Genomic DNA, 21,499 nt, shown 5'->3' on the forward strand with positions numbered 1-21,499 from the left:
ACCTTCGGGTTGTGAGGTTAAGCGACTAAGCGTACACGGTGGATGCCTAGGCAGTCAGAGGCGATGAAGGGCGTGCTAATCTGCGATAAGCGTCGGTAAGCTGATATGAAGCGTTATACCCGACGATACCCGAATGGGGAAACCCAGTGTGTTTCGACACACTATCATGACATGAATACATAGTGTCATGAGGCGAACCGGGGGAACTGAAACATCTCAGTACCCCGAGGAAAAGAAATCAACCGAGATTCCCCCAGTAGCGGCGAGCGAACGGGGAGGAGCCCAGAACCTGAATCAGTTTGTGTGTTAGTGGAAGCGTCTGGAAAGTCGCACAGTAAAGGGTGATAGTCCCGTACACAAAAATGCACAAGTTGTGAGTTCGATGAGTAGGGCGGGACACGTGACATCCTGTCTGAATATGGGGGGACCATCCTCCAAGGCTAAATACTCCTGACTGACCGATAGTGAACCAGTACCGTGAGGGAAAGGCGAAAAGAACCCCGGCGAGGGGAGTGAAATAGAACCTGAAACCGTGTACGTACAAGCAGTGGGAGCCTACTTGTTAGGTGACTGCGTACCTTTTGTATAATGGGTCAGCGACTTATATTCTGTAGCAAGGTTAACCGTATAGGGGAGCCGCAGGGAAACCGAGTCTTAACTGGGCGTTAAGTTGCAGGGTATAGACCCGAAACCCGGTGATCTAGCCATGGGCAGGTTGAAGGTTGGGTAACACTAACTGGAGGACCGAACCGACTAATGTTGAAAAATTAGCGGATGACTTGTGGCTGGGGGTGAAAGGCCAATCAAACCGGGAGATAGCTGGTTCTCCCCGAAAGCTATTTAGGTAGCGCCTCGTGAATTCATCTTCGGGGGTAGAGCACTGTTTCGGCTAGGGGGTCATCCCGACTTACCAACCCGATGCAAACTCCGAATACCGAAGAATGTTATCACGGGAGACACACGGCGGGTGCTAACGTTCGTCGTGAAGAGGGAAACAACCCAGACCGCCAGCTAAGGTCCCAAAGTCATGGTTAAGTGGGAAACGATGTGGGAAGGCATAGACAGCCAGGATGTTGGCTTAGAAGCAGCCATCATTTAAAGAAAGCGTAATAGCTCACTGGTCGAGTCGGCCTGCGCGGAAGATGTAACGGGGCTAAACCATGCACCGAAGCTGCGGCAGCGACACTTAGGTGTTGTTGGGTAGGGGAGCGTTCTGTAAGCCGTCGAAGGTGGCCTGTGAGGGCTGCTGGAGGTATCAGAAGTGCGAATGCTGACATAAGTAACGATAATGCGGGTGAAAAACCCGCACGCCGGAAGACCAAGGGTTCCTGTCCAACGTTAATCGGGGCAGGGTGAGTCGACCCCTAAGGCGAGGCTGAAAAGCGTAGTCGATGGGAAACAGGTTAATATTCCTGTACTCGGTGTTACTGCGAAGGGGGGACGGAGAAAGCTAGGTTATCCGGGCGACGGTTGTCCCGGTTTAAGCGTGAAGGTGGATGACCTTGGTAAATCCGGGTCGTCATTAACACTGAGGCGTGATGACGAGTCACTACGGTGATGAAGTAACCAATGCTACGCTTCCAGGAAAAGCCTCTAAGCTCCAGGTAACATCAAATCGTACCCCAAACCGACACAGGTGGTCAGGTAGAGAATACTCAGGCGCTTGAGAGAACTCGGGTGAAGGAACTAGGCAAAATGGTGCCGTAACTTCGGGAGAAGGCACGCTGATGGTAGGTGAAGTGACGTGCTCACGGAGCTGAACTCAGTCGAAGATACCAGCTGGCTGCAACTGTTTAATAAAAACACAGCACTGTGCAAACACGAAAGTGGACGTATACGGTGTGACGCCTGCCCGGTGCCGGAAGGTTAATTGATGGGGTCAGCCGCAAGGCGAAGCTCTTGATCGAAGCCCCGGTAAACGGCGGCCGTAACTATAACGGTCCTAAGGTAGCGAAATTCCTTGTCGGGTAAGTTCCGACCTGCACGAATGGCGTAATGATGGCCAGGCTGTCTCCACCCGAGACTCAGTGAAATTGAACTCGCTGTGAAGATGCAGTGTACCCGCGGCAAGACGGAAAGACCCCGTGAACCTTTACTATAGCTTGACACTGAACCTTGAGCCTTGATGTGTAGGATAGGTGGGAGGCTTTGAAGCGAGGACGCCAGTTCTTGTGGAGCCAACCTTGAAATACCACCCTTTAATGTTTGATGTTCTAACGTGGGCCCGTAATCCGGGTTGCGGACAGTGTCTGGTGGGTAGTTTGACTGGGGCGGTCTCCTCCCAAAGCGTAACGGAGGAGCACGAAGGTTAGCTAATCCTGGTCGGACATCAGGAGGTTAGTGCAAAGGCATAAGCTAGCTTGACTGCGAGAGTGACAGCTCGAGCAGGTGCGAAAGCAGGTCTTAGTGATCCGGTGGTTCTGAATGGAAGGGCCATCGCTCAACGGATAAAAGGTACTCCGGGGATAACAGGCTGATACCGCCCAAGAGTTCATATCGACGGCGGTGTTTGGCACCTCGATGTCGGCTCATCACATCCTGGGGCTGAAGTAGGTCCCAAGGGTATGGCTGTTCGCCATTTAAAGTGGTACGCGAGCTGGGTTTAGAACGTCGTGAGACAGTTCGGTCCCTATCTGCCGTGGGCGTTGGAAGATTGAGAGGGGTTGCTCCTAGTACGAGAGGACCGGAGTGAACGCACCACTGGTGTTCGGGTTGTGATGCCAATTGCATTGCCCGGTAGCTAAGTGCGGAAGAGATAACCGCTGAAAGCATCTAAGCGGGAAACTTGCCTCGAGATGAGTCTTCCCTGGGCACTAGATGCCCCTGAAGGGCCGTTGAAGACGACGACGTAGATAGGCTGGGTGTGTAAGCGTAGCGATACGTTGAGCTAACCAGTACTAATGACCCGAGAGGCTTAACCTTACAACACCGAAGGTGTTTTGCGAGTGACTCATAGAGACGTGTTTTGATATTTAGCTTGTTTTAGGATTGGTTCTGATGGTTGTGCGAGAGCGTAAGCAAAGCATGACGGTTAGAATGAAACAGAATTTGCCTGGCGGCGATAGCGCGGTGGTCCCACCTGACCCCATGCCGAACTCAGAAGTGAAACGCCGTAGCGCCGATGGTAGTGTGGGGTTTCCCCATGTGAGAGTAGGGAACTGCCAGGCATCAAATTATACAGGTGCGCTGATATGGCTCAGTTGGTAGAGCGCACCCTTGGTAAGGGTGAGGTCCCCAGTTCGACTCTGGGTATCAGCACCAGTTACTTGGGTTAATGTTCGGTTTAAAAAAGAATTTACCTGGCGGCGATAGCGCGGTGGTCCCACCTGACCCCATGCCGAACTCAGAAGTGAAACGCCGTAGCGCCGATGGTAGTGTGGGGTTTCCCCATGTGAGAGTAGGGAACTGCCAGGTTTCAATTAAGACAAAAGGCCGTCCTGTTAAGGATGGCCTTTTGTTTATTTCAGGATAGTAAACTTTTCATTTTACCTGAATAGACTCGCTTATCTTCTTATTAAACAACCTCATAATAACGTCCTCGTTGCTGCTGTTTTATTAATTCCCATTCTGACGGTACTGCAGAGTGTGACGAGCCCTGTCATTGCCTTCTCATTGGTGATGCTTTCACTGATTATTGTCAGTTTCTACACGTCCATCTGCGGCATTTTAAAAGCAGAAATGTTCCCACCTGAAGTTCGGGCGTTGGGCGTAAGCTTATCTTATGCGGTTACTTATGCGCTGTTTGGTGGTTCGGCTAAGTATGTTGCACTTTCGCTGAAATCATTTGGTATGGAAACGGCTTTCTTCTGGTACGTATCAGTGATGGGAGCGATTGCGTTTATTGTGTCATTGACGCTGCATCGCAGAGGCAAGGGGATGAAGCTTTAGTTTTCAGACAATTGCCATAACGCATAGCCGGTGGTTGCACCGGCTAGGTTCCAAAATGACAATAAAAAACCTCGGAAGCCGAGGTTTTTCAAAGTACAGCGTGAGTCTTAAAGAATACGGCTGATGAGTCGATCGATACGGATACGGCGCAGACGTCGTATCAGCTTGCGGACTTTCACTGGATATTGCGCAATGCTCTCCAGTTCCATATAGCTTTTTACGACGTGAGTATGCGTCCTGATCGTGTCCAGCTCGTCCAGACGTTGCTGCAATAGAACCTTCTGAGGATCGTGAATCAGGATGGCATTTTCCAGATCCAGACGCCATGCGCGCGGGTTAAGGTTATTCCCCGTCAACAGTTGCCACTTGTCATCTACCCACATACCTTTCAGGTGGAAGCTGTTGTCACCGTCTTTCCATAGCCGCACAACAAGCTGCTGATTCTCAATGTAGCGCTCCAGACGACTCAGAAAACGGCGAAGGTTGATCTCATAGAGATACGGTAACGCGCCGATGATTTTGAAAGGCTGGTCTTCTGGAATATAGAAATCGTTAGCGGTCTTATCACCGATAATAATTTCTACTTTTTTACCGCCTCTCAATAGCCGGATGATATTTCTCACTAGCAGCGCTGGCAGGTTGAAATAGGGGGTGCAGATACCCACATGCTCATCAGCGCAATACATCAGGTGATGTATGGTCTTATTCAGCGGGCTTTGTTTTCCTAACCCGACCAGTGGCGTGACGGTTAATTCGTTTGCATCCGCGCTGTGTTCCGGGGCTTGATAATTGGCAGTACGCAACGTTTGGCGGAACTGCTTAATATCATTTTTGATTTCCAGACTCTTGGGGCGATCGGTATGATCCAACCGCTGTACTGCCGGAGCCGATAGCATGGTCTGGATATATTGCACCATCGTATCTGCCAATGCCGGATTATGAATCAGCTGATAGCGGTCATAACGGTATTTCTGATGTTGGTGCAGATAAACATCATTTAGGCTGGCCCCGCTGTAGATAACTGTGTCATCGACAATGAACCCTTTCAGGTGCAGCACGCCCAAGGCTTCGCGCGTGTTGACAGGAATGCCATAGATAGGGAAATGCGTGTCTGGATGTTTTTTCGCCATATCGCAATACCAGTCAGCATTGGTATTTTCTGCCGCTGCGCCGATCCTGCCGCGCTGAGCACGATGCCAGTCTACCAGAACACGGACATCCAGCTCTGGGCACTGCCGTTTGGCTTCATAAATTGCGGATAGAACTCCCATGCCGCCGTCATCACGCTCGAGATATAACGCTACGATATAGATGCGTTTTTTAGCACTCAAAATGGCGTTAATCAGCGTCGTGCGGAAAAGCTCAGGCGAATGCAACGTCTGAATATCATCTGCGTTCTGAGGAATTCTGGGCAGTTGTGCAAGGTGCTGTTGGTATTTATTGCGTTTAAAATTTGACAGCATCACAGTGCGTTTCTTCTCTCATCAGTTTATACCCACCATACGTCGAGCTGCATTAGGGTATATGACCTTCTGGTCATTATCAAAAGTTAAGGAGTAGTCGAATGGGCGATAATACCATTACTTTCCGGCTGTTGTGAGTCTGTTTTGCCATTGAATCGATATCACAATTTCCGCTGCAAGAGCCATGTCACGTCTTACTATCCATTCTTCAGCGGCAATTCCAGTGTCACAATTCCCTCTTCTAATTGTACGTCGATGTGAAAACCGAGCTTTTTGGATAGCTGGATCATGCCTTGATTATGCGGCATGGTGATGCCGGTCAAACGAGAGAGACCATGTGCTTTGGCGTAATCAATCAGCTTTTCCAACAGGCGTCTGCCAAGGCCCAGCCCTTTTAGATCGGATCGCACCAGCACGGCGAATTCTGCATCCGTATTATCCGGATCGGAAATCGCACGCGTCACGCCAATAATCTCCGTTTCCTCACCGAACTGGCGCACGGCAACGAATGCCATCTCACGATCGTAGTCAATTTGTGTCATATTGGCTAAGTCTTCGTGAGTAAATTCATTAATTTCGCTGAAATAACGGTAGTACAGGTCTTCTTTCGTCACGCTTGCAATGAACGAACTGAGCAGCGGTTCATCTTCCGGCAAAATTGGCCGGAATAGACAACTATCACCATTTTTGAGGGTAACGGTTTCTTCCAGCTCATGCGGATAAGGGCGAATTGCCAGCCTTGACTGCGGATCGCCACTGAACGGCGTCAGATGTAGCGTGACATCCAGCAGCGTAAACGTATCCCCAGACGCCAGCAGAGGATGAATGTCTAGCCGGGAAATTTCAGGGCAGTCGAGTATCAGGTTGGAGACCTGAACCAGCAAGCGGCTGAGTGCGGGAACGTCCAGCGGACGCAGCGCGCTGTACTCCCGAATTTTGTCGCCTTTCACCGCTTGCAGCACCAAATATCGGGCTAGCGTCATATTCAGCGGAGGCAGGGCGACGGCAGCCTGCTTTTCTCGCCACTCAACACCACCTTCTCCTAGCATAATCAGCGGGCCGAAAACGGGGTCTTGCTCAACGGCAATCCTGAGCTCCTGCGCACCGGCGCGATTTGCCATGCTCTGCACCAGCAGGCCGTAGATACGTGCCTGTGGATAGGTGCGCTTCACTCGGTCAAGAATGGCATCTGCCGCCTGCTGGACTTCTCTGGCGGTTCGCAGGTATAGCATGACGCCCTGAACTTCCGATTTGTGCGGAATATCTGGCGATCTCAGCTTAATCGCGATCGGATAGCCAATTTGTTCTGCGATATGGACGGCTTCTGCGCTATCGCCAGCAATCCAAGTAGGTAACGTATCCAAACCGTAGGCTTGCAGGATCGGCTGAACTTCATGCGTGTCGAGCTGTGTCACGCCGTCTGACAGCGCCTGATGAATCAGCGCATGTGCCTGACTGGTGTTGATGCCTAAATTCAGCGGCAGCGCTGGGGTTTCCTTTAGCTGTTTCTGATTACGTCGATATTCGACGGTATGCATAAATGCCGTGACCGCGCCTTCCGGTGTGCGATAGGTCGGAATGCCAGCGTCGTTAAACAAACGTCGTGCTTCCTGCGAGGAAAATTCGCCGCACCAGTTGGTCAGTAGCGTAATTCTTTTCCCACGCGGATGCTGTTGGAAGAGCGTGATCAACTGAGATGCGCTATCGGTGCCGGGAGCCGCGGCGCTGGGTGCGTGAATGATTAAGAGTGCATCGACTTCATCGCTGTCCAGTAATACTGAAACCGCTGCCAGATAGCGAGCCGCAGTCGCGTCATCACGCAGATCGAGCGGATTGCCGATCGTGACGGTCGGCGGTAGCGCGTCCTGTAGCGCTTGTCGGGTCGCCTCGCTGAGCTGTGCTAGCTTGCCTTGTCGGCTGAGGAGCTGATCCAGCGCCTGTGCAGCGGGCGATGCGCCATTGCTTACTAGCATCAAGCGTTCACCGCGTAGCGGCCGCAGGTGGCTTAAGGTTTCCACCGCGGAAAAAAGCTCATGCGTATCTCGTACCCGCAGTAAGCCTGCGCGTTGAATTGCCGCGTCATAGGCGGCATCCAGGCCGTGGCGCTGGTCATTCAGCAACTGCTGTGCCTGCTGGCTGCGCCCGCTTTTTATCACCAGTATTGGTTTATTCCGGGATGCGCTACGGGAGGCGGAAAGAAAGCGGCGCGCATCGCTGATGTGTTCCAGATGCAGCAGAATCGCACTGGTTTTGCCATCGCGTGCCAGAAAATCTAACAGGTCGTCGACATCGATATCCAGACTGTCGCCCAGAGCGATAAAATAGGAAAAGCCAATACCGCGCTGCTGCGCCCAGTCCAGTATCGTGTTGGACACAGCGGCTGACTGCGAAATGAATGCCAGCTTGCCTTTCATAATCGGTACAGGGGAGAAACTGGCATTCAGGCCTTGCCAGGGCGCGAGTAGCCCGAGGCTATTAGGGCCAAGCAGACGCATGTGGTAGCGTGTAGCACAGGCCTTTAATTCGCTGAACTGGGTCGGTGGTGCGGAGAGGATGATGACTGTTTTGCAGCCTTTCTGTCCCAGATCGTCTAACAGCGTGAGATTACGGCTGGCGTTGGTGCAAATCACGGCAAGGTCGGGCGTCATGGGCAGGCTGGCAACAGTCGGATAGGCCAGCACGCCGCAGACGGCACGATATTTCGGTGTAACAGGCAGCACGGGGCCGCTGAAATGGCCGTCCAGCAAGTTTTTCATCATCAGAAAACCGGCTCTTCCCAGTTTTTCGGACGCGCCGAGAACGGCGATAGACTTAGGGCGTAACAGTGCTTCCAATCCGCGCTGGCTCATACGTCACTCCTTCACATCAATCCCTTTTGATACTAAACGCTTTCTGCCGCTTGTGCTGTGACGATGGGTAAATTTTCCCGCAAGCTGTGGTGTGATTTCCCCGCCAGATAGTGTCGCCGGAAACGATCAAAATGCTGGGATAGCGCGTCGGCCGCGACGATATCCCCCGCCTGTGCGAGCAGGGCGATGGCAATTTCGGCGGTGCAGTGTTGCCCTGCACTGCTGGCTTCACGCAGTTGATAGCGGGACAGTGCCTCTACATTCAGCGACAGGATAGGCAAATTGTCCAGATAAGGGCTTTTACGGAACATTTTACGCGCTTCCGGCCAGGTCCCGTCGAGCAAAACAAACAGGGCGGGCTTTTCCGTTACGGGAAGTTGGTGAAACACCTGACGTCCTTCTTCCGCTGCATCGGCAAGGAAAACCAGATAGGGCTGAATGTCTGGGTTTTGTAGGGTAGCAAGCAACTCGGGATCGGGCTCGGTGCGTGACCAGCGAAACGCCAGCGTTTCGGGAAGAATATCGGCGATAAGACGTCCGGTATTGCTCGGCTTTAACGGTTCGGTATCAAACATCACCAGACAGACGCGGCTGCGGGACTCCTGCGCCTGAATGGTGTGACACAGGCAGTTGGTTGCGGGTAATAAACACTGCTGGCAGCGTACTACGCGGCTGCCACGGGCGCGGAACGGTTTGGTTGACTGCTCAAGACGTTGCTGGCGCAGGCGGAGTACGGCATTGTCCGTGAGGGGACGGTTAACCATTAAAGGATGGTTGATCATGAAATAGATGACGCCATGAGATTCTGCAACGAACCGGCTTCTTTCTCATCATTGAGAAGCCGATTCAGAAAGGCGACATTCTAATCGACAGGCGAGTTGACCAAAAGGGTAGGAGACAATAATACCTACGCTCCTACCCTAATTCTCTACAGTGATTCGTCCAGCCAGCTCTCAAACTGTGCTTTTGGCAGTGCGCCGTTGAGGATGTCGACCATCTGGCCCTGTTTAAAGATCATGAGGGTTGGAATACTGCGGATACGGAAACGTGCGCTGAGTGCCGGTTCGGCTTCGGTATTGACCTTAATAAAGCGGATTTTCCCGCTACGCTCCTGCGCGACGTTTTCAAACACCGGGGCGAAGTTGACGCAGGGGCCGCACCAGGGCGCCCAGAAATCGATTACGACGGGAAGATCGTCCTGTAACAGCTTATCGAGCGTCGCTTCTGTGGCATTGGTAACGTCACCGCTGAATAAGGTTTCTCCGCAACGACCACATTTAGCATGGTCATCAACGCGCTCCTCTGGCAGGCGATTGGTTGTTTGGCAAGATCCACATACCGTATTCATAACAGGGCCTCAGATAAAAGGGCTAAAATAAAGATGTCGCTGATAAAATGCGCGCAATGCGGCATTGGAAAGTCAACGTCATGTTGCTTAAGCGTTAATAAATTATGGTGGTGAGACATTATGGCAACAACGTGGTTTGCCCAATAGCTACAATAGCTTCTGACTGTTAGCGCTCTTTTACCACAAGCGTGTGGCTAAGCGGGTGTACATAAGGTAATCTTCGCGCCCAGCGCGTAGGTGGAGAAAACAATGAGCGATTCATTCAATAGTAAAAGCGGCAAAGTCCGTGTGATGTACGTCCGTAGTGATGATGAGGGCGAGAAAGAGAATAAAAACAAGCGCCCTGCTGACAAAGATCGCCGTGGCGATCGGCGTGACGGCAGTGGCTCTCGCGATCAACGCGAAAAGCCGAAGCATCCGCGTGATGTTAACCCGCGCTATGCCCGGGAAAATCCGTCCCGTGACGGCGATAGCAATGCGAAATCGCCGTGGGGCAATAAAGATCGTAATGAACGCAGCGGTGATAAGCCTCGCCGACCGCGCGGTGACGATACCGGTGGCTATGAATCACCGTGGAAAACCGTGTCTCGTGCGCCAAGCGATAGCGAAACGCCGGACCATGGCGGTATCACAGGCAAGAGCCATATCGATCCTGAGCAACTGCGTCGCCAGCGTCAGGAAGAAACACGTGTGTATGGCGAAAATGCCTGTCAGGCGCTGTTTAAAAACCGTTCTGAAGTGATCGTTCGTGCCTGGTTCCTGCAAGAAGTGACACCGCGTTTCCGCGATGCACTGCGCTGGATGGCGGCAAACCGCAAGGCTTACCACGTTGTGGAAGAGGATGAGCTGATTAAGGCTTCCGGCACCGAGCACCACGGCGGCGTGTGTTTCCTGATTAAAAAGCGTCAGGGAATGGATGTGCGTGAGTATCTGAAAACGGCTGGCGAGCACGACTGCGTACTGGCGCTGGAAGATGTGGGTAACCCGCACAACCTCGGCGGCATTATGCGCAGCTGCGCGCATTTCGGCGTGAAAGGTGTGCTGGTGCAGGATGCGGCGCTGCTGGAATCTGGCGCTGCCGTGCGCACGGCAGAAGGCGGTGCGGAACACGTTAAAGCGATTAACGCTGACGATTTCCTGTCCGTGTTGACGGAATTCCGCAACGCAGGCTACACCATTGTGACCACGTCCAGCCATAAAGGCACGGCATTGTCGCAAGCAACGCTTCCGGCGAAAACCGTGATCGTGCTGGGTCAGGAAGGTGATGGTCTGTCGGATAGCGCTTGGCAGCAAGGGGACGTAAAAGTCTCTATCGGCGGTACCGGTAAGGTGGAAAGTCTGAATATTTCAGTCGCTACGGGCATTTTGCTGTCCGAGTGGTGGCGACAGAACCAGGCCTGATAGTACGTGTCGGCTGATCGTGCGCGTCGACGCTCAGGGAGAATGGGCTCCCTGAGTAAGTGTAACCACGGATGAGAGAACGAGTGATGAAGCAGAAAATTATCGCGGTATCGTTACTGTTGGGTACATTGCTGGTAAGCGGTTGCCACTCGCTGCAGCGCTCGTCCGCTGCCGCTGCGCCAGCGGCTGAGGCGTGTCAGATTGGCGATAAACAGGTGCAGACCACACTTTATTTTGGTTTGAATCGTCCTGCTGGCCCGGTGATTTCAGATGCCGAGTGGAAAGCATTCTTGGATGGTGACGTTACGCCACGCTTTAAAGAAGGGCTGACGGTGTTTGATGCCAAAGGACAATGGCTAGGGAATGATGGCGTGGTTGCCCGAGAGAACAGCAAGGCGCTGATGTTGATTCACGGCCCCGATCGGGAGCGTGATATTGAAGCGTTGCGTACGACCTACAAATCACGTTTCGCGCAGGAATCCGTCATGCGGATTGATGCTCCCGTCTGCGTCGCGTTCTAACTTTTTCATCAGCCCCTTTTCAGGGGCTGATGATTTTCATCTCACACGTATTACAGCACCAGTCCCGCCACTGCCGCAGACAGTAAACTCACCAGCGTAGAACCATAAACCAGCTTCAGGCCGAAGCGCGATACCACATTGCCCTGTGCTTCATTCAGCCCTTTGATGGCACCCGCGATAATGCCGATTGACGCGAAGTTAGCGAAGGAAATCAGGAACACGGATAAAATGCCCAGTCCGCGTGGCGACATCTCTGCTGCGATCTTCTTCAATTCGATCATGGCAACAAATTCATTCGCCACCAGCTTGGTCGCCATGATGCTCCCTGCGTTCAGAATATCGGAAGAGGGAATGCCGATAAGCCACGCCAGCGGTGAAAAGACATAGCCCATGATCGCCTGGAAGCTAATGCCGAAGACGGTGCTGAACAGTGCATTCACGGCGGCAATTAACGCCACGAAGCCGATCAACATCGCCATAATAATCATCGCCACTTTAAACCCGGCAAGAATGTATTCCCCCAGCATTTCAAAGAAGCTTTGGTCTTCATGCAGCTTTTCCAGTTTCAGTTCTGGTTCGTCGTCAGGCTGATAAGGGTTGATAATCGACAGAATGATAAAGGTGCTGAACATATTCAGAATCAGCGCGGCGACGACGTATTTGGCGTCCAGCATGGTCATGTAGGCGCTGATAATCGACATGGACACGGTCGACATTGCTGTTGCCGCCATCGTGTACATCCGACGTGGCGACATGTCGGCGAGGATGCCCTTATAGACGATAAAATTCTCTGACTGCCCGAGCATCAGCGTACTCACAGCGTTAAACGACTCCAGTTTCCCCATCCCGTTCACTTTGGACAGCAGTGTGCCGATACCTTTGATAATCAGCGGTAAAATGCGCCAGTGCTGCAAAATGCCGATCAGCGCAGAAATAAAGACGATAGGGCAGAGCACATTGAGGAAGATAAAGGAAAGCCCTTGTGCGTTCATCCCGCCGAACACAAAATCGGTCCCTTGATTGGCAAAAGATAATAGCTTTTCAAACAAACCAGCAAAGGCGCTAATCGCGTTAAGCCCGATGCTGGAATGTAGAAGGAAATAGGCCAGCAAAATTTCAATCACCAGCAGTTGCACAATAAAGCGCAGTCGGATGCGTTTTCTGTCGTGACTGACGAGCAGTGCCAGCAAAAAAATGGCTGCGGTTGCCAAAATGAAATGTAAAACCTGTGACATAAAAAACCACGTAATCCCTGAATAAAAGAGGCGCATTGTAATCGGAATGTGAAAATATGTTTATCCCGAATCTGTAAATCCTTATTCGCTACCGCGCTATAAGGATGGCGAGACGTATTCGAGTCATCAGGGGACGGTGGGAAGGGTAAAAGAGAATTCCCCTTCGGCCCGTTGCTGGCGGAAGGGGAAAGAAAGTTTACGGCGAGTTAGTGCGCGCCACCGCCTCCACCACCAGTGGTAAAGGGCGGTTTAGCGAACCAGACCAGCACCAGAAGAACCAGAAATACGGCCGCTGCGGCCCAGAAGATTTCGTTGGCGGAAATAATCAGCCCCTGTGCGGTAATCTGCTCTGCGATGTAGGCTGAGGCCTGCGTTTGGCTCATTCCCATCGCCTGAAGCCGCTGGTACGTTTCCTGCGCGATCGGATTATAGGGCGTGATAGATTCCGTCAGGTGCGCATGGTGTAGCGATTCGCGCTGCGTCCAGAGCGTGGTGGTCAGCGACGTTCCTATTGAGCCCGCCAGCGTACGGGCAAAGTTCGATAGGCTCGATGCTGCCGCCAAACGTTCCGGCGGAAGCCCAGACAGCGTGATGGTTGTCAGCGGCATGAAGAAACAAGCGACGGCAAACCCCTGAACAAACTGCGGCCAGGCCGATGCGCCGAAATCCATGCCCGGCTCAAAGGTGTACGCGCGCCAGTAAAAGCAGACGGCGTACATGATAAAGCTGAACGTCACCAGTTTGCGCATGTCCAGACGCGGCGCGAATCGACCGATGATCGGCGACAGCACCACCGGCATCAACCCAACCGGTGCGGATGCCAGCCCCGCCCAGGTGGCGGTATAGCCATACACCTCCTGCAACAGTTGCGGCAAGAGCACGATCGCCCCGAAGTAAAACATGTAGGCTAGGCTGATACACAGACAGCCAATGGTGAAGTTGCGCGATTTAAACAGCGATAAATCCACCACTGGGTGGTCGTCGGTTAGCTCCCAGACAATCAGGAACGCGATTGCAATCACCGCCACCACGGTTAGGGTGATGATTTCCGTCGAGTTAAACCAGTCCAGTTCTTTTCCGCGGTCGAGCATCATCTGGAGGCTACCGATACCGACAACCAACAATGCCAGCCCGATGGTATCGATGGGCTTGATCTCGGTTTTGGTTTCTCGCCCGCGCAGCGTTTGCATGGCAATAAATACCACGGCGATGCCGAGTGGAACGTTGATGAAGAATATCCAGCCCCAGTGATAGTTGTCGCTAATCCAGCCGCCCAGAATCGGGCCACAGATCGGCGCGACGACCACGGTCATCGACCATAGCGCCAGAGCGATGCTGCGTTTGGCGGGGGGATAATTGCTGAGCAACAGGCTCTGTGACAGCGGGATCAGCGGCCCGGCGACAATCCCCTGCAACACGCGGGAGAAAATCAGCATTTCCAGGCTGGTGGATATTCCGCATAGCCAGGACGTCAGAGCGAAGAGTGCCGTTGACCACAAAAACAGGCGGACTTCCCCAAACCGTTTGGCCAGCCAGCCGGTAATAGGAATAGAGATGGCGTTGGCAACGCCGAACGAGGTGATGACCCACGTTCCCTGTGAGTTGGACGCACCCAGATTACCGGCGATAGTCGGAATAGCGACGTTGGCGATGGTGGAATCCAGCACCTGCATAAACGTTGCCAGCGACAGAGCAACGGTCATCCAGGCCAGACTGGCACCTTTAAGCGGTTCTCTCTGCACGTTTCTCTCCTGCCCGCTTAACCGGCATTCGCCTGAATAATGGCGCTGATTTCCTGATTAACAGGCGTGAGATCCAACGTCAAAGCATCACTTTGGTAGGCTGGCGTGGTGCGTGAGGTTTCTGCTAACGCGCTGCCTTCCGTATTGGCGGTATCGACATTAACCAGCGCGGACAGACCGATACGCAACGGATGTTCTGCAATCTGCTTCGGATCGATCTCAATACGCACGGGTAGGCGCTGAACGACTTTGATCCAGTTGCCCGTCGCGTTCTGGGCAGGCAGCAGAGAGAACGCGCTACCGGTACCCATATCGAGGCCGACCACTTTTCCTTGGTACACGACATCGTCACCGTAGATATCCGCGATCACGGTAGCCGGTTGCCCGATACGCATATTGGCTAACTGTGTCTCTTTGAAGTTCGCATCGACCCACAGGTGATTGGCAGGAACGACGGCCATCAGCGCTGATGTCGAAGAGATACGCGCCCCAATCTGCACGCTGCGGCGTGAGACATAGCCGTCGATCGGGCTGACGATTTTGGTACGCTGTAGCGCCAGCCAGGCATCGCGCATTTCTACGGAGGCTTGCTGTATGGCGGGTTGCTTCTCAAGCGGCGTATCCAGAATCATTGCCTGATTCGCCTGATATTGCTGTCTGGCGACTTCCAGTGCGGCTTTGGCGGTTGCGACGGCATCACGAGCATGCTGCACTTCTTCACGCCCGATAGCATTAGCGCTGCCGAGTGCTTCCCGGCGGCTCAAGTCACTTTGCGCCTTGTTCAGCTCGGTTTGGCGCAACTCAATATTGGCCTGATACTGCTTACTGTTGATGATCAACTGGTGCGTCTGGCGGACGCTGTTGGCCAGCCCGGTTTTCGCGCGTTCAAACGCCTGCTGGGCATCGGTCGGATCTAACTCCACCAGCACCTGTCCCTGCTTAACAAAATCGGTATTGTCGACGTTAACATGAGTGACGCTGCCGCTGACCTGCGCCATGATCTGAATCTGATTGCCTGCGACGTAGGCGTCATCGGTGCTTTGGTGGTGTCTGAGCACCAGGAACCAGTAAACCAGCCAGGCACAGCCCAACACGACGAAAATAAACGTCAGCAGTGATAACACGCGTTTGCGTTGCTGTTTTTTGTTTTTCTGTGGCGTCTGCGGCACCTGATTTTCCACACTTTCACTCATGCTGTTCTCTCTCTTTTTATTTTCTTTGTATCGGCTATCGCACCAGACAGAGCAGTCTGGCGATAGTCGCAATGAATTCATTTTGCTGTGCGGCCCGGTGGGCTTAAGGTCGCCCGCCCAGCGCGTGAAATTGCCGTTTTGCTAAGCCGCATACCGCGGTTGCGGAGAAGTCATGCCTATTTTTTGCAGCAAAACGCCTCCGCCCGATACATAAGCATCGGGTCATTCCGAGTGGAAAGGTGCTGACTATTGTTTTTTTGTTGTTGTTTTTTCTGTTATTGGTTGACTGACTCGTCCATCTCATCCAGCCGGACCAACAGTTTTCTCATCAGGCTTTCGAGCTGTTTTTGCTCACCAGATTCAAGCACGGAGCAAAGCACATGGAGGCTATGGTGCTGCGGTGGAATCAGTTGACCAAGAAATGCTTTACCTTCTTCCGTCAGATGCAGATGCAGGCAGCGTCTGTCACTACTGCTCTCGCGTCGTTCAATCCAGCCTCTCTTCTCCAGATCGTCGGCAATGCGCGTCGCATTGGTGCGTGACGATCCCAGTGCAGCACTGAGTTCAGAGGGCTGAATGCTATAGGATTCTTGAGACTCCAGCGTCAGCAATGCCATGAAGAGGGTTTCATTGATGCCCTGTTCTTTCAGAATTCGGTTTCTGTGTTCCAGGATTTTGCCCTGTACGTGCATGAATAAACGCAGCAATAGCACTTCCTGACGTGGGAAGTCGGGCTTACGCGAAGCACGCAGGTCGAGCATTTGTTCTATAGGAGTGAATGAACTGTCCATTTTTTATATAAACCTCATTAATCACGGAGTGCATAGTAACTAATGTTACTAACTGGGTAAACGGCATTGAGGTGGGAAATTGTGCTTATTTCTGTGACAGAAAGTAAGCGGAGAATCGCTGGAAATGAAGATTATTCACCGCTTACTTTATTTAAATCAAAATGTTAGTTGATAATTCGCTCGGCGGATTCAAAGCAGTTTAAAGGCTACGCCGTAGCAGAGCGCGCCCAGTAACGTCGATAAGACGATACTGCGGGTTTTATAAAAACAGGCGGTCAGCGTAATAAAGCCTATAAGCGTTGGCAGCAGCTTTTCACGATGCGCGAGAATATCCGGCACGCTGGAAACAATCAGCAGCGCACAAATGGAAGCAATGCCGATGCTATCAAGCAACAGCGCTTTTTTGCCGCGTTGCAGCGAACCGGAAGCGCGTGAGGCGCTCAGCCGCAGAGGCAGATAGCGGAAGAGGTAGTTCACCAAGCCGACAATCAGCCCGATAAGAATGACTTCTGTACTCATACGTTCACCTGTGGCGTAGCAGGGTTAACCAGTGAAGCCAGGCAGCCGCTGAGAATGCCGAACAGTATTGCGGCCGGGATGGAGGAAAGCAGCAGACCAAGCAGCGCGCCGCCGAGTGCGCAGGCGACGACCAGACTCTGTTTCCGCCTGAAGGACGCGAGTAAAAAGCTCAGGAAAAGTGCGGGCAGCATAAAAGACAGCGCCGCTTCAACGGCTGGGTAATCATTCAGCGGGCCGTTACCGAACACGGCTCCAATCACCGTGCCGAGCACCCATGAAAGCCAGGCGAGCAGCGACACACCCATCATCCAGTCTTCTGACCAGCGGCGGTTATCTTTCGCCAGTCGGGTGGCGGCGGCGGCAAAAACTTCATCCGTCAGGCCGAACGCCCACAGCGCGGTTTTTCGCGTCGGCAGCCGTTGTGCAATGCGATGTCGTAACGCGGGTCCATACAGCACATGGCGGACATCCATCGCCATGACGGTCAACGCCGCCACCCAGATGGACATGCCCGCGCTGAGCAGGGCGGTGATGACGAACTGGCTGGCGCCGGCGTAAATGATGCAGGAAAGGAAAATGCCTTCCAGCGGGGTAAACCCGAGCTTGACGGCGTTCATGCCAAACGCGAATGCCACGGGCATGTAGCCGATAACAATTGGCAGACTGTCAAATACGCCTTCGCTAAAAGAGGCAGATTTTGTCGGTGCAGATGGGGGTGATGTCTTCACTGGCTTGATATGTTTTGTTCTTAAAGGAAATTAACCGATAACACTAGCAAAGCATCACCGGAATTTCACGTTATTACGTAACTGGCGTGATGGTTTTTGACGAAATGGTATCGGGTGTAATTTTCTCGCGAGAAACTGTCTCAAATGAGACAGTCTCACGCGAGCGTGTTACAAATACGAAAGTCTATGAAGGCACTATAGTGCCGCCATCGCTTCCTGCGTTTCATGATGATGGCTTCGCCACCACACCAGCAGGTTCAACAGGCTGATAATGCCGCCTGCGGCACAGACGCCCAGCCAGCCCCACTGCTGGTAAGCCGAGGCTGAAAGGAGCGATCCTAGTGCGCCGCCGATAAAATAGCTGGTCATATAGCCTGCCGTCAGGCGATTACGTGCTTCGGGCATCATACGGTAGATCACGCTCTGGTTGGTCACGTGTACGCCCTGAACCGCCAGATCCAGCACGATAATACCAATGAGCAGCGCTGCTACGGAATGAATACCGAGCGCGATAAAGCCCCATGACAGCAAAAGCAGGATAATCCCCACGCTGGTGGTCGGCTTGGCCTTGCCCTGATCGACTAAACGCCCAGCGCGTGATGCTGCTAAGGCTCCGGCGGCACCGACCAGTCCAAACAGGCCGATAACGCCTTCGGAATAACCGTATGGCGATGAGGCCAGCAGGAAGGCCATCGACGTCCATAGAATGCTGAAGTTAGCAAAGGACAGACAGCCCAGGATGGCACGCGTGCGCAGCAGCGGAGTGGCAGAGAACAGGCGGAAGATTGAGACGAGCAACTGCGGATAGTTCAGCGTGTTTTGCTGAGGAATGCGCGGCAATGCCCGCCACAGAATCAGCGCCATGATGACCATCAGCGTGCTGGCAACCCAGTACACGGTGCGCCAGTCACCGAGTGAAGCCAGCGCACCCGCGACGGTACGCGCCAGCAGAATCCCCAGCAGCAGGCCACTCATAATCGTGCCGACGACTTTACCGCGCGTTTCCGGCGTCGCCAGCGTGGCGGCGAGAGGCACCAGCAGCTGCGCGACAACGGAGAACAGCCCAGTTAACGCCGTACCCGCAATCATGATCCAGAGCGTGGGTGCAGAGGCGGTAATCAGCATCCCACCCGCGGCGAGTAGCGTCATGCCGACAATCAGCGTTCGGCGTTCAAACATATCCCCCAGCGGCACCAAAAATAGCAGGCCGACGGCATAACCCAGCTGTGCGGCGGTGACAATGAACCCTGCCTGATTAACGGAAAGCGCAAAGACTCTGGCGATGGTCTCCAGCAGCGGTTGGGCATAATAGTTACTGGCGACGGCAAGGCCGGTCGCGACAGACATAATCAGGGTCAAAGACAGGCTAAGCCCCGGTTGTGGCTGGGGTGATACAGATTGTTGCTGAAGAGACATAGTGTGAACGTTAATATGATGTTAAAAGCAGAAGGTATAGTATCCGGCAGAGCCTAATGAGATACCAGAATATCTTTACGCTGCTCAAGTTTGTTTTGTTTTTCCTGAGATTGATTTAGCTTATCGCCAAAGTCATAACATTATCGACAGGGGACATTATGTTTAAGCATTATCAGATATTTAAGAAAAAAAGCGTTGCAGTGTTAATGGGATGCGCACTTCTTCCTGCGGCACTGTGGTCGATGGGCGCGCAGGCGGTCACGGCCGTCTACGTCTCTGCTGCCACTGATGGCGCGATTGATGCCTACACACTCAATACGCAAAGCGGCGAATTAACCGCTATCGGCAAAGCAGCCGCAGGCGCGAAAGTGATGCCGATGGCCGTTAGCCCGGATAAATCCTTCCTCTATGCCGCCACACGCGGCATTCCTTACTCGGCGGTTAGCTATAAAATCGATCCTAAAAGCGGCGTGCTGAGCCCGTTAGGCAAAGCGGAATTGCCGGACAGCATGGCCTACATCTCGACGGACCGAACTGGAAAGTGGCTGTTCAGCGCCTCGTACGGCGGTAATAAAGTCGCCGTTAATGGCATTGATAACGATGGCAAAGTGAACGCGAGTGTCGTCACCGTGGTGCCGACAGGTGAGAAGGCACACAGTATTATTGCCGATCGCAAAAATAAGTTCGTTTTTGCCAGCAACCTGGGCAGCGACCAAATCGTACAGTTCCGGTTTGATGCGAAAACCGGCACGCTGACGCCAAATGAACCGGCAGAAATTACGCTGCCTAAAGGATATGGGCCGCGTCATCTGGTGTTATCACCCGATAATAAAACGCTCTACGTGAGCAATGAACTGTCCGGCAAAGTCGCGCGTCTGGCGTTGAATGAAAATACAGGGCAGCTCACGCTGTTGGATTACACGGACACCGTGCCGGCCGATGCGGGGATGCGAGCGGGAACCATTACGCCGGATAAAAATAGCACCGATAGCCGCCCACAGATATGGAGCGCTGATTTACATCTGACGCCAAATGGAAAATTCCTGTACGTATCGGAACGCACCAAAAGCACGATTGCGCTGCTGCGGGTAGAACCGAAAACCGGACAGCTGCAATACATTACGCGCTACCCGACGGAAACGCAGCCGCGCGGCATTCAGATCGATCCAAGCGGGAAATTCCTGATCGCCAGCGGTGAGAAATCGACGTCGCTGTCGGTGTATCGCATCAATCAGGATAACGGGGATTTAGTGCGAGTAGGGCAATTCCCGACCGGAAAAGGCGCGAACTGGGTCGAAATCGTTAACCTGCCGTAATTATCGCCCATCAATGAAAAACGCCCCTTTCACTGGAAAGGGGCGCTCGTCTACTGGTGATTATTTCGCTGCATCAGCGGCGGTTTTCACCCAACCGTCAAACAGCTGCTGGTGGGCTTTGATCCAGCCATCAAGATGACGTTCGATATCCTTCTGTGAACCCTGCCCTTCGTGCATACGTAGGTTCTGCGCATTCACATCCGCAATTGGCAACTTCATGATAGCGAACAGCTTCGCCGCTGCTGGGTTTTTCTCGGCCCAGGCTTTATTCGCGGCAATCTTCATCGTGTTAACGGGGAAGCCATAGTCGGCACCGTTTGGCAGCTTGGTGCTGACATCTTTCATTTCACCCGGTTGAGAAGAGAAAGGTACCTGCAACCAGACTACGTCACGTCCCGGAACCAGCACATCACTCACCCAGTACGGCGTCCAGGTGTAGTACAGAATCGGCTTGCCTTCTTTGTAGCGGGTGATGGTATCGGCGATCATCGCCGCATAGTTCCCCTGATTATGTTCTACCGTGTCGGTTAAGCCATAGGCAGGAAGGTGGTGGTTGATGGCGGCTTCACATCCCCAGCCCGGCGTACAGCCCGTCAGGTCGGCTTTACCGTTGCCGTTGGTATCAAACAGCTTGGCGATTTTCGGATCTTTTAGCTGCGCAATATTAGTGATTTTATATTTTTCAGCCGTTTTCTTGTCGATCAGGTAACCCTGAGCGGCACCGGAGACATATTCACCCTGACGGTAGAATTTCGCATCCCCGCCAGCGGCTTTGTACTGATCGGCGTGCAGCGGGTCCCAGTTAACCGCGATAAACGTTGCATCGCCGGAGGCGATCGAGGTGTAGGCCACGTTGTAGTCCACTTCACGGGGGGACTGCACGTCATAGCCCAGCTTTTCCAACGCGCGGCTGACCAGCAGCGTCTGGAACGTTTCCTCGGAGATGGTGCTTTGCACTGGAATAACGGAAATACCTTTGCCGGGGTGTGCGGTATCGGCGGCGTAAACCTGTGTACTCAACAGGGCGGTAGTCAGGGCGGCGGCCCAAAGTGTGGTGTTACGCATCATGATTCCCTCTGTTTTTATCGT

General features: G+C 53.1%; 15 protein-coding genes, 1 tRNA gene, 3 rRNA genes and 1 pseudogene. 8 read left to right on the forward strand and 12 right to left on the reverse strand.

Features of this window, described 5'->3' with window-relative positions; all coding sequences use genetic code 11:
• The first annotated feature begins 15 nt into the window (after nucleotides 1-15).
• From DMB82_RS04680 to DMB82_RS04700, 5 genes and pseudogenes are all read left to right on the forward strand, one after another.
• A 23S ribosomal RNA gene (locus DMB82_RS04680) occupies nucleotides 16-2,922 on the forward strand.
• Nucleotides 2,923-3,051: 129 nt separating this feature from the next.
• Nucleotides 3,052-3,167 (forward strand): 5S ribosomal RNA (gene rrf, locus DMB82_RS04685).
• Nucleotides 3,168-3,185: 18 nt separating this feature from the next.
• Nucleotides 3,186-3,261 (forward strand) — tRNA-Thr (locus DMB82_RS04690).
• A 37-nt stretch (nucleotides 3,262-3,298) separates the two neighbouring features.
• A 5S ribosomal RNA gene (gene rrf, locus DMB82_RS04695) occupies nucleotides 3,299-3,414 on the forward strand.
• A gap of 129 nt (nucleotides 3,415-3,543) precedes the next feature.
• Nucleotides 3,544-3,888, forward strand: a pseudogene (locus DMB82_RS04700) (alpha-ketoglutarate transporter); the annotation flags it as partial.
• 107 nt (nucleotides 3,889-3,995) lie between these two features.
• On the opposite strand, the gene pssA reads toward DMB82_RS04700, so the two are convergent.
• From pssA to trxC, 4 genes are all read right to left on the reverse strand, one after another.
• Entirely contained in the window at nucleotides 3,996-5,351 is a 1,356-nt protein-coding gene (gene pssA, locus DMB82_RS04705; RefSeq protein ID WP_102119430.1) for a CDP-diacylglycerol--serine O-phosphatidyltransferase, read from the reverse strand.
• A 197-nt stretch (nucleotides 5,352-5,548) separates the two neighbouring features.
• Nucleotides 5,549-8,200 carry a bifunctional acetate--CoA ligase family protein/GNAT family N-acetyltransferase gene (locus tag DMB82_RS04710; RefSeq protein WP_116164743.1) on the reverse strand — a complete coding sequence of 884 codons (2,652 nt, stop codon included), beginning with the start codon at nucleotides 8,198-8,200 and terminating at the stop codon, nucleotides 5,549-5,551.
• A gap of 32 nt (nucleotides 8,201-8,232) precedes the next feature.
• Nucleotides 8,233-8,982, reverse strand: coding sequence for a tRNA-uridine aminocarboxypropyltransferase (locus tag DMB82_RS04715; RefSeq protein WP_420892624.1), 750 nt, complete (start codon nucleotides 8,980-8,982; stop codon nucleotides 8,233-8,235).
• A gap of 146 nt (nucleotides 8,983-9,128) precedes the next feature.
• The gene (gene trxC / locus DMB82_RS04720) at nucleotides 9,129-9,548 is read right to left on the reverse strand and encodes a thioredoxin TrxC (protein WP_010305384.1); all 420 of its coding nucleotides are present in this window, start codon (nucleotides 9,546-9,548) and stop codon (nucleotides 9,129-9,131) included.
• Between the two features lie 249 nt (nucleotides 9,549-9,797).
• Here trxC and DMB82_RS04725 point away from each other — a divergent pair, with 249 nt between their 5' ends.
• Both DMB82_RS04725 and DMB82_RS04730 read left to right on the forward strand, forming a co-directional pair.
• Entirely contained in the window at nucleotides 9,798-10,949 is a 1,152-nt protein-coding gene (locus DMB82_RS04725) for a tRNA/rRNA methyltransferase (RefSeq protein ID WP_116164745.1), read from the forward strand.
• Between the two features lie 86 nt (nucleotides 10,950-11,035).
• Nucleotides 11,036-11,470 carry a DUF3574 domain-containing protein gene (locus tag DMB82_RS04730; RefSeq protein WP_116156521.1) on the forward strand — a complete coding sequence of 145 codons (435 nt, stop codon included), beginning with the start codon at nucleotides 11,036-11,038 and terminating at the stop codon, nucleotides 11,468-11,470.
• Nucleotides 11,471-11,520: 50 nt separating this feature from the next.
• Here the strand turns inward: DMB82_RS04730 and DMB82_RS04735 are convergent, their stop codons facing one another.
• From DMB82_RS04735 to DMB82_RS04765, 7 genes are all read right to left on the reverse strand, one after another.
• A complete protein-coding gene (locus DMB82_RS04735; RefSeq protein ID WP_010305375.1) occupies nucleotides 11,521-12,705 on the reverse strand; it encodes a NupC/NupG family nucleoside CNT transporter in 1,185 nt (394 codons plus the stop codon).
• A 206-nt stretch (nucleotides 12,706-12,911) separates the two neighbouring features.
• Nucleotides 12,912-14,408, reverse strand: coding sequence for a multidrug efflux MFS transporter permease subunit EmrB (gene emrB, locus DMB82_RS04740; protein ID WP_420892627.1), 1,497 nt, complete (start codon nucleotides 14,406-14,408; stop codon nucleotides 12,912-12,914).
• A gap of 56 nt (nucleotides 14,409-14,464) precedes the next feature.
• A complete protein-coding gene (gene emrA, locus DMB82_RS04745; protein WP_010305366.1) occupies nucleotides 14,465-15,640 on the reverse strand; it encodes a multidrug efflux MFS transporter periplasmic adaptor subunit EmrA in 1,176 nt (391 codons plus the stop codon).
• A gap of 275 nt (nucleotides 15,641-15,915) precedes the next feature.
• The gene (gene mprA, locus DMB82_RS04750; protein ID WP_010305362.1) at nucleotides 15,916-16,431 is read right to left on the reverse strand and encodes a transcriptional repressor MprA; all 516 of its coding nucleotides are present in this window, start codon (nucleotides 16,429-16,431) and stop codon (nucleotides 15,916-15,918) included.
• A gap of 189 nt (nucleotides 16,432-16,620) precedes the next feature.
• Nucleotides 16,621-16,950, reverse strand: coding sequence for an L-valine transporter subunit YgaH (gene ygaH / locus DMB82_RS04755; RefSeq protein ID WP_116156523.1), 330 nt, complete (start codon nucleotides 16,948-16,950; stop codon nucleotides 16,621-16,623).
• On the reverse strand, nucleotides 16,947-17,678 hold the full coding sequence (locus tag DMB82_RS04760; protein ID WP_116164749.1) for an AzlC family ABC transporter permease: 732 nt from the start codon (nucleotides 17,676-17,678) through the stop codon (nucleotides 16,947-16,949). The genes ygaH and DMB82_RS04760 overlap by 4 nt, the downstream gene beginning before the upstream one ends.
• 195 nt (nucleotides 17,679-17,873) lie before the next feature.
• A complete protein-coding gene (locus DMB82_RS04765) occupies nucleotides 17,874-19,094 on the reverse strand; it encodes an MFS transporter (protein WP_116164751.1) in 1,221 nt (406 codons plus the stop codon).
• Between the two features lie 158 nt (nucleotides 19,095-19,252).
• Between DMB82_RS04765 and DMB82_RS04770 the strand changes: the two genes are divergently transcribed.
• On the forward strand, nucleotides 19,253-20,410 hold the full coding sequence (locus DMB82_RS04770; protein WP_116164753.1) for a lactonase family protein: 1,158 nt from the start codon (nucleotides 19,253-19,255) through the stop codon (nucleotides 20,408-20,410).
• A gap of 60 nt (nucleotides 20,411-20,470) precedes the next feature.
• Here DMB82_RS04770 and proX read toward each other — a convergent pair whose 3' ends face one another.
• Nucleotides 20,471-21,475, reverse strand: coding sequence for a glycine betaine/L-proline ABC transporter substrate-binding protein ProX (gene proX / locus DMB82_RS04775; RefSeq protein ID WP_116164755.1), 1,005 nt, complete (start codon nucleotides 21,473-21,475; stop codon nucleotides 20,471-20,473).
• Between the last annotated feature and the right edge of the window lie 24 nt (nucleotides 21,476-21,499).

This window comes from Pectobacterium aquaticum (genome assembly GCF_003382565.3).
GTDB lineage: Bacteria > Pseudomonadota > Gammaproteobacteria > Enterobacterales > Enterobacteriaceae > Pectobacterium > Pectobacterium aquaticum.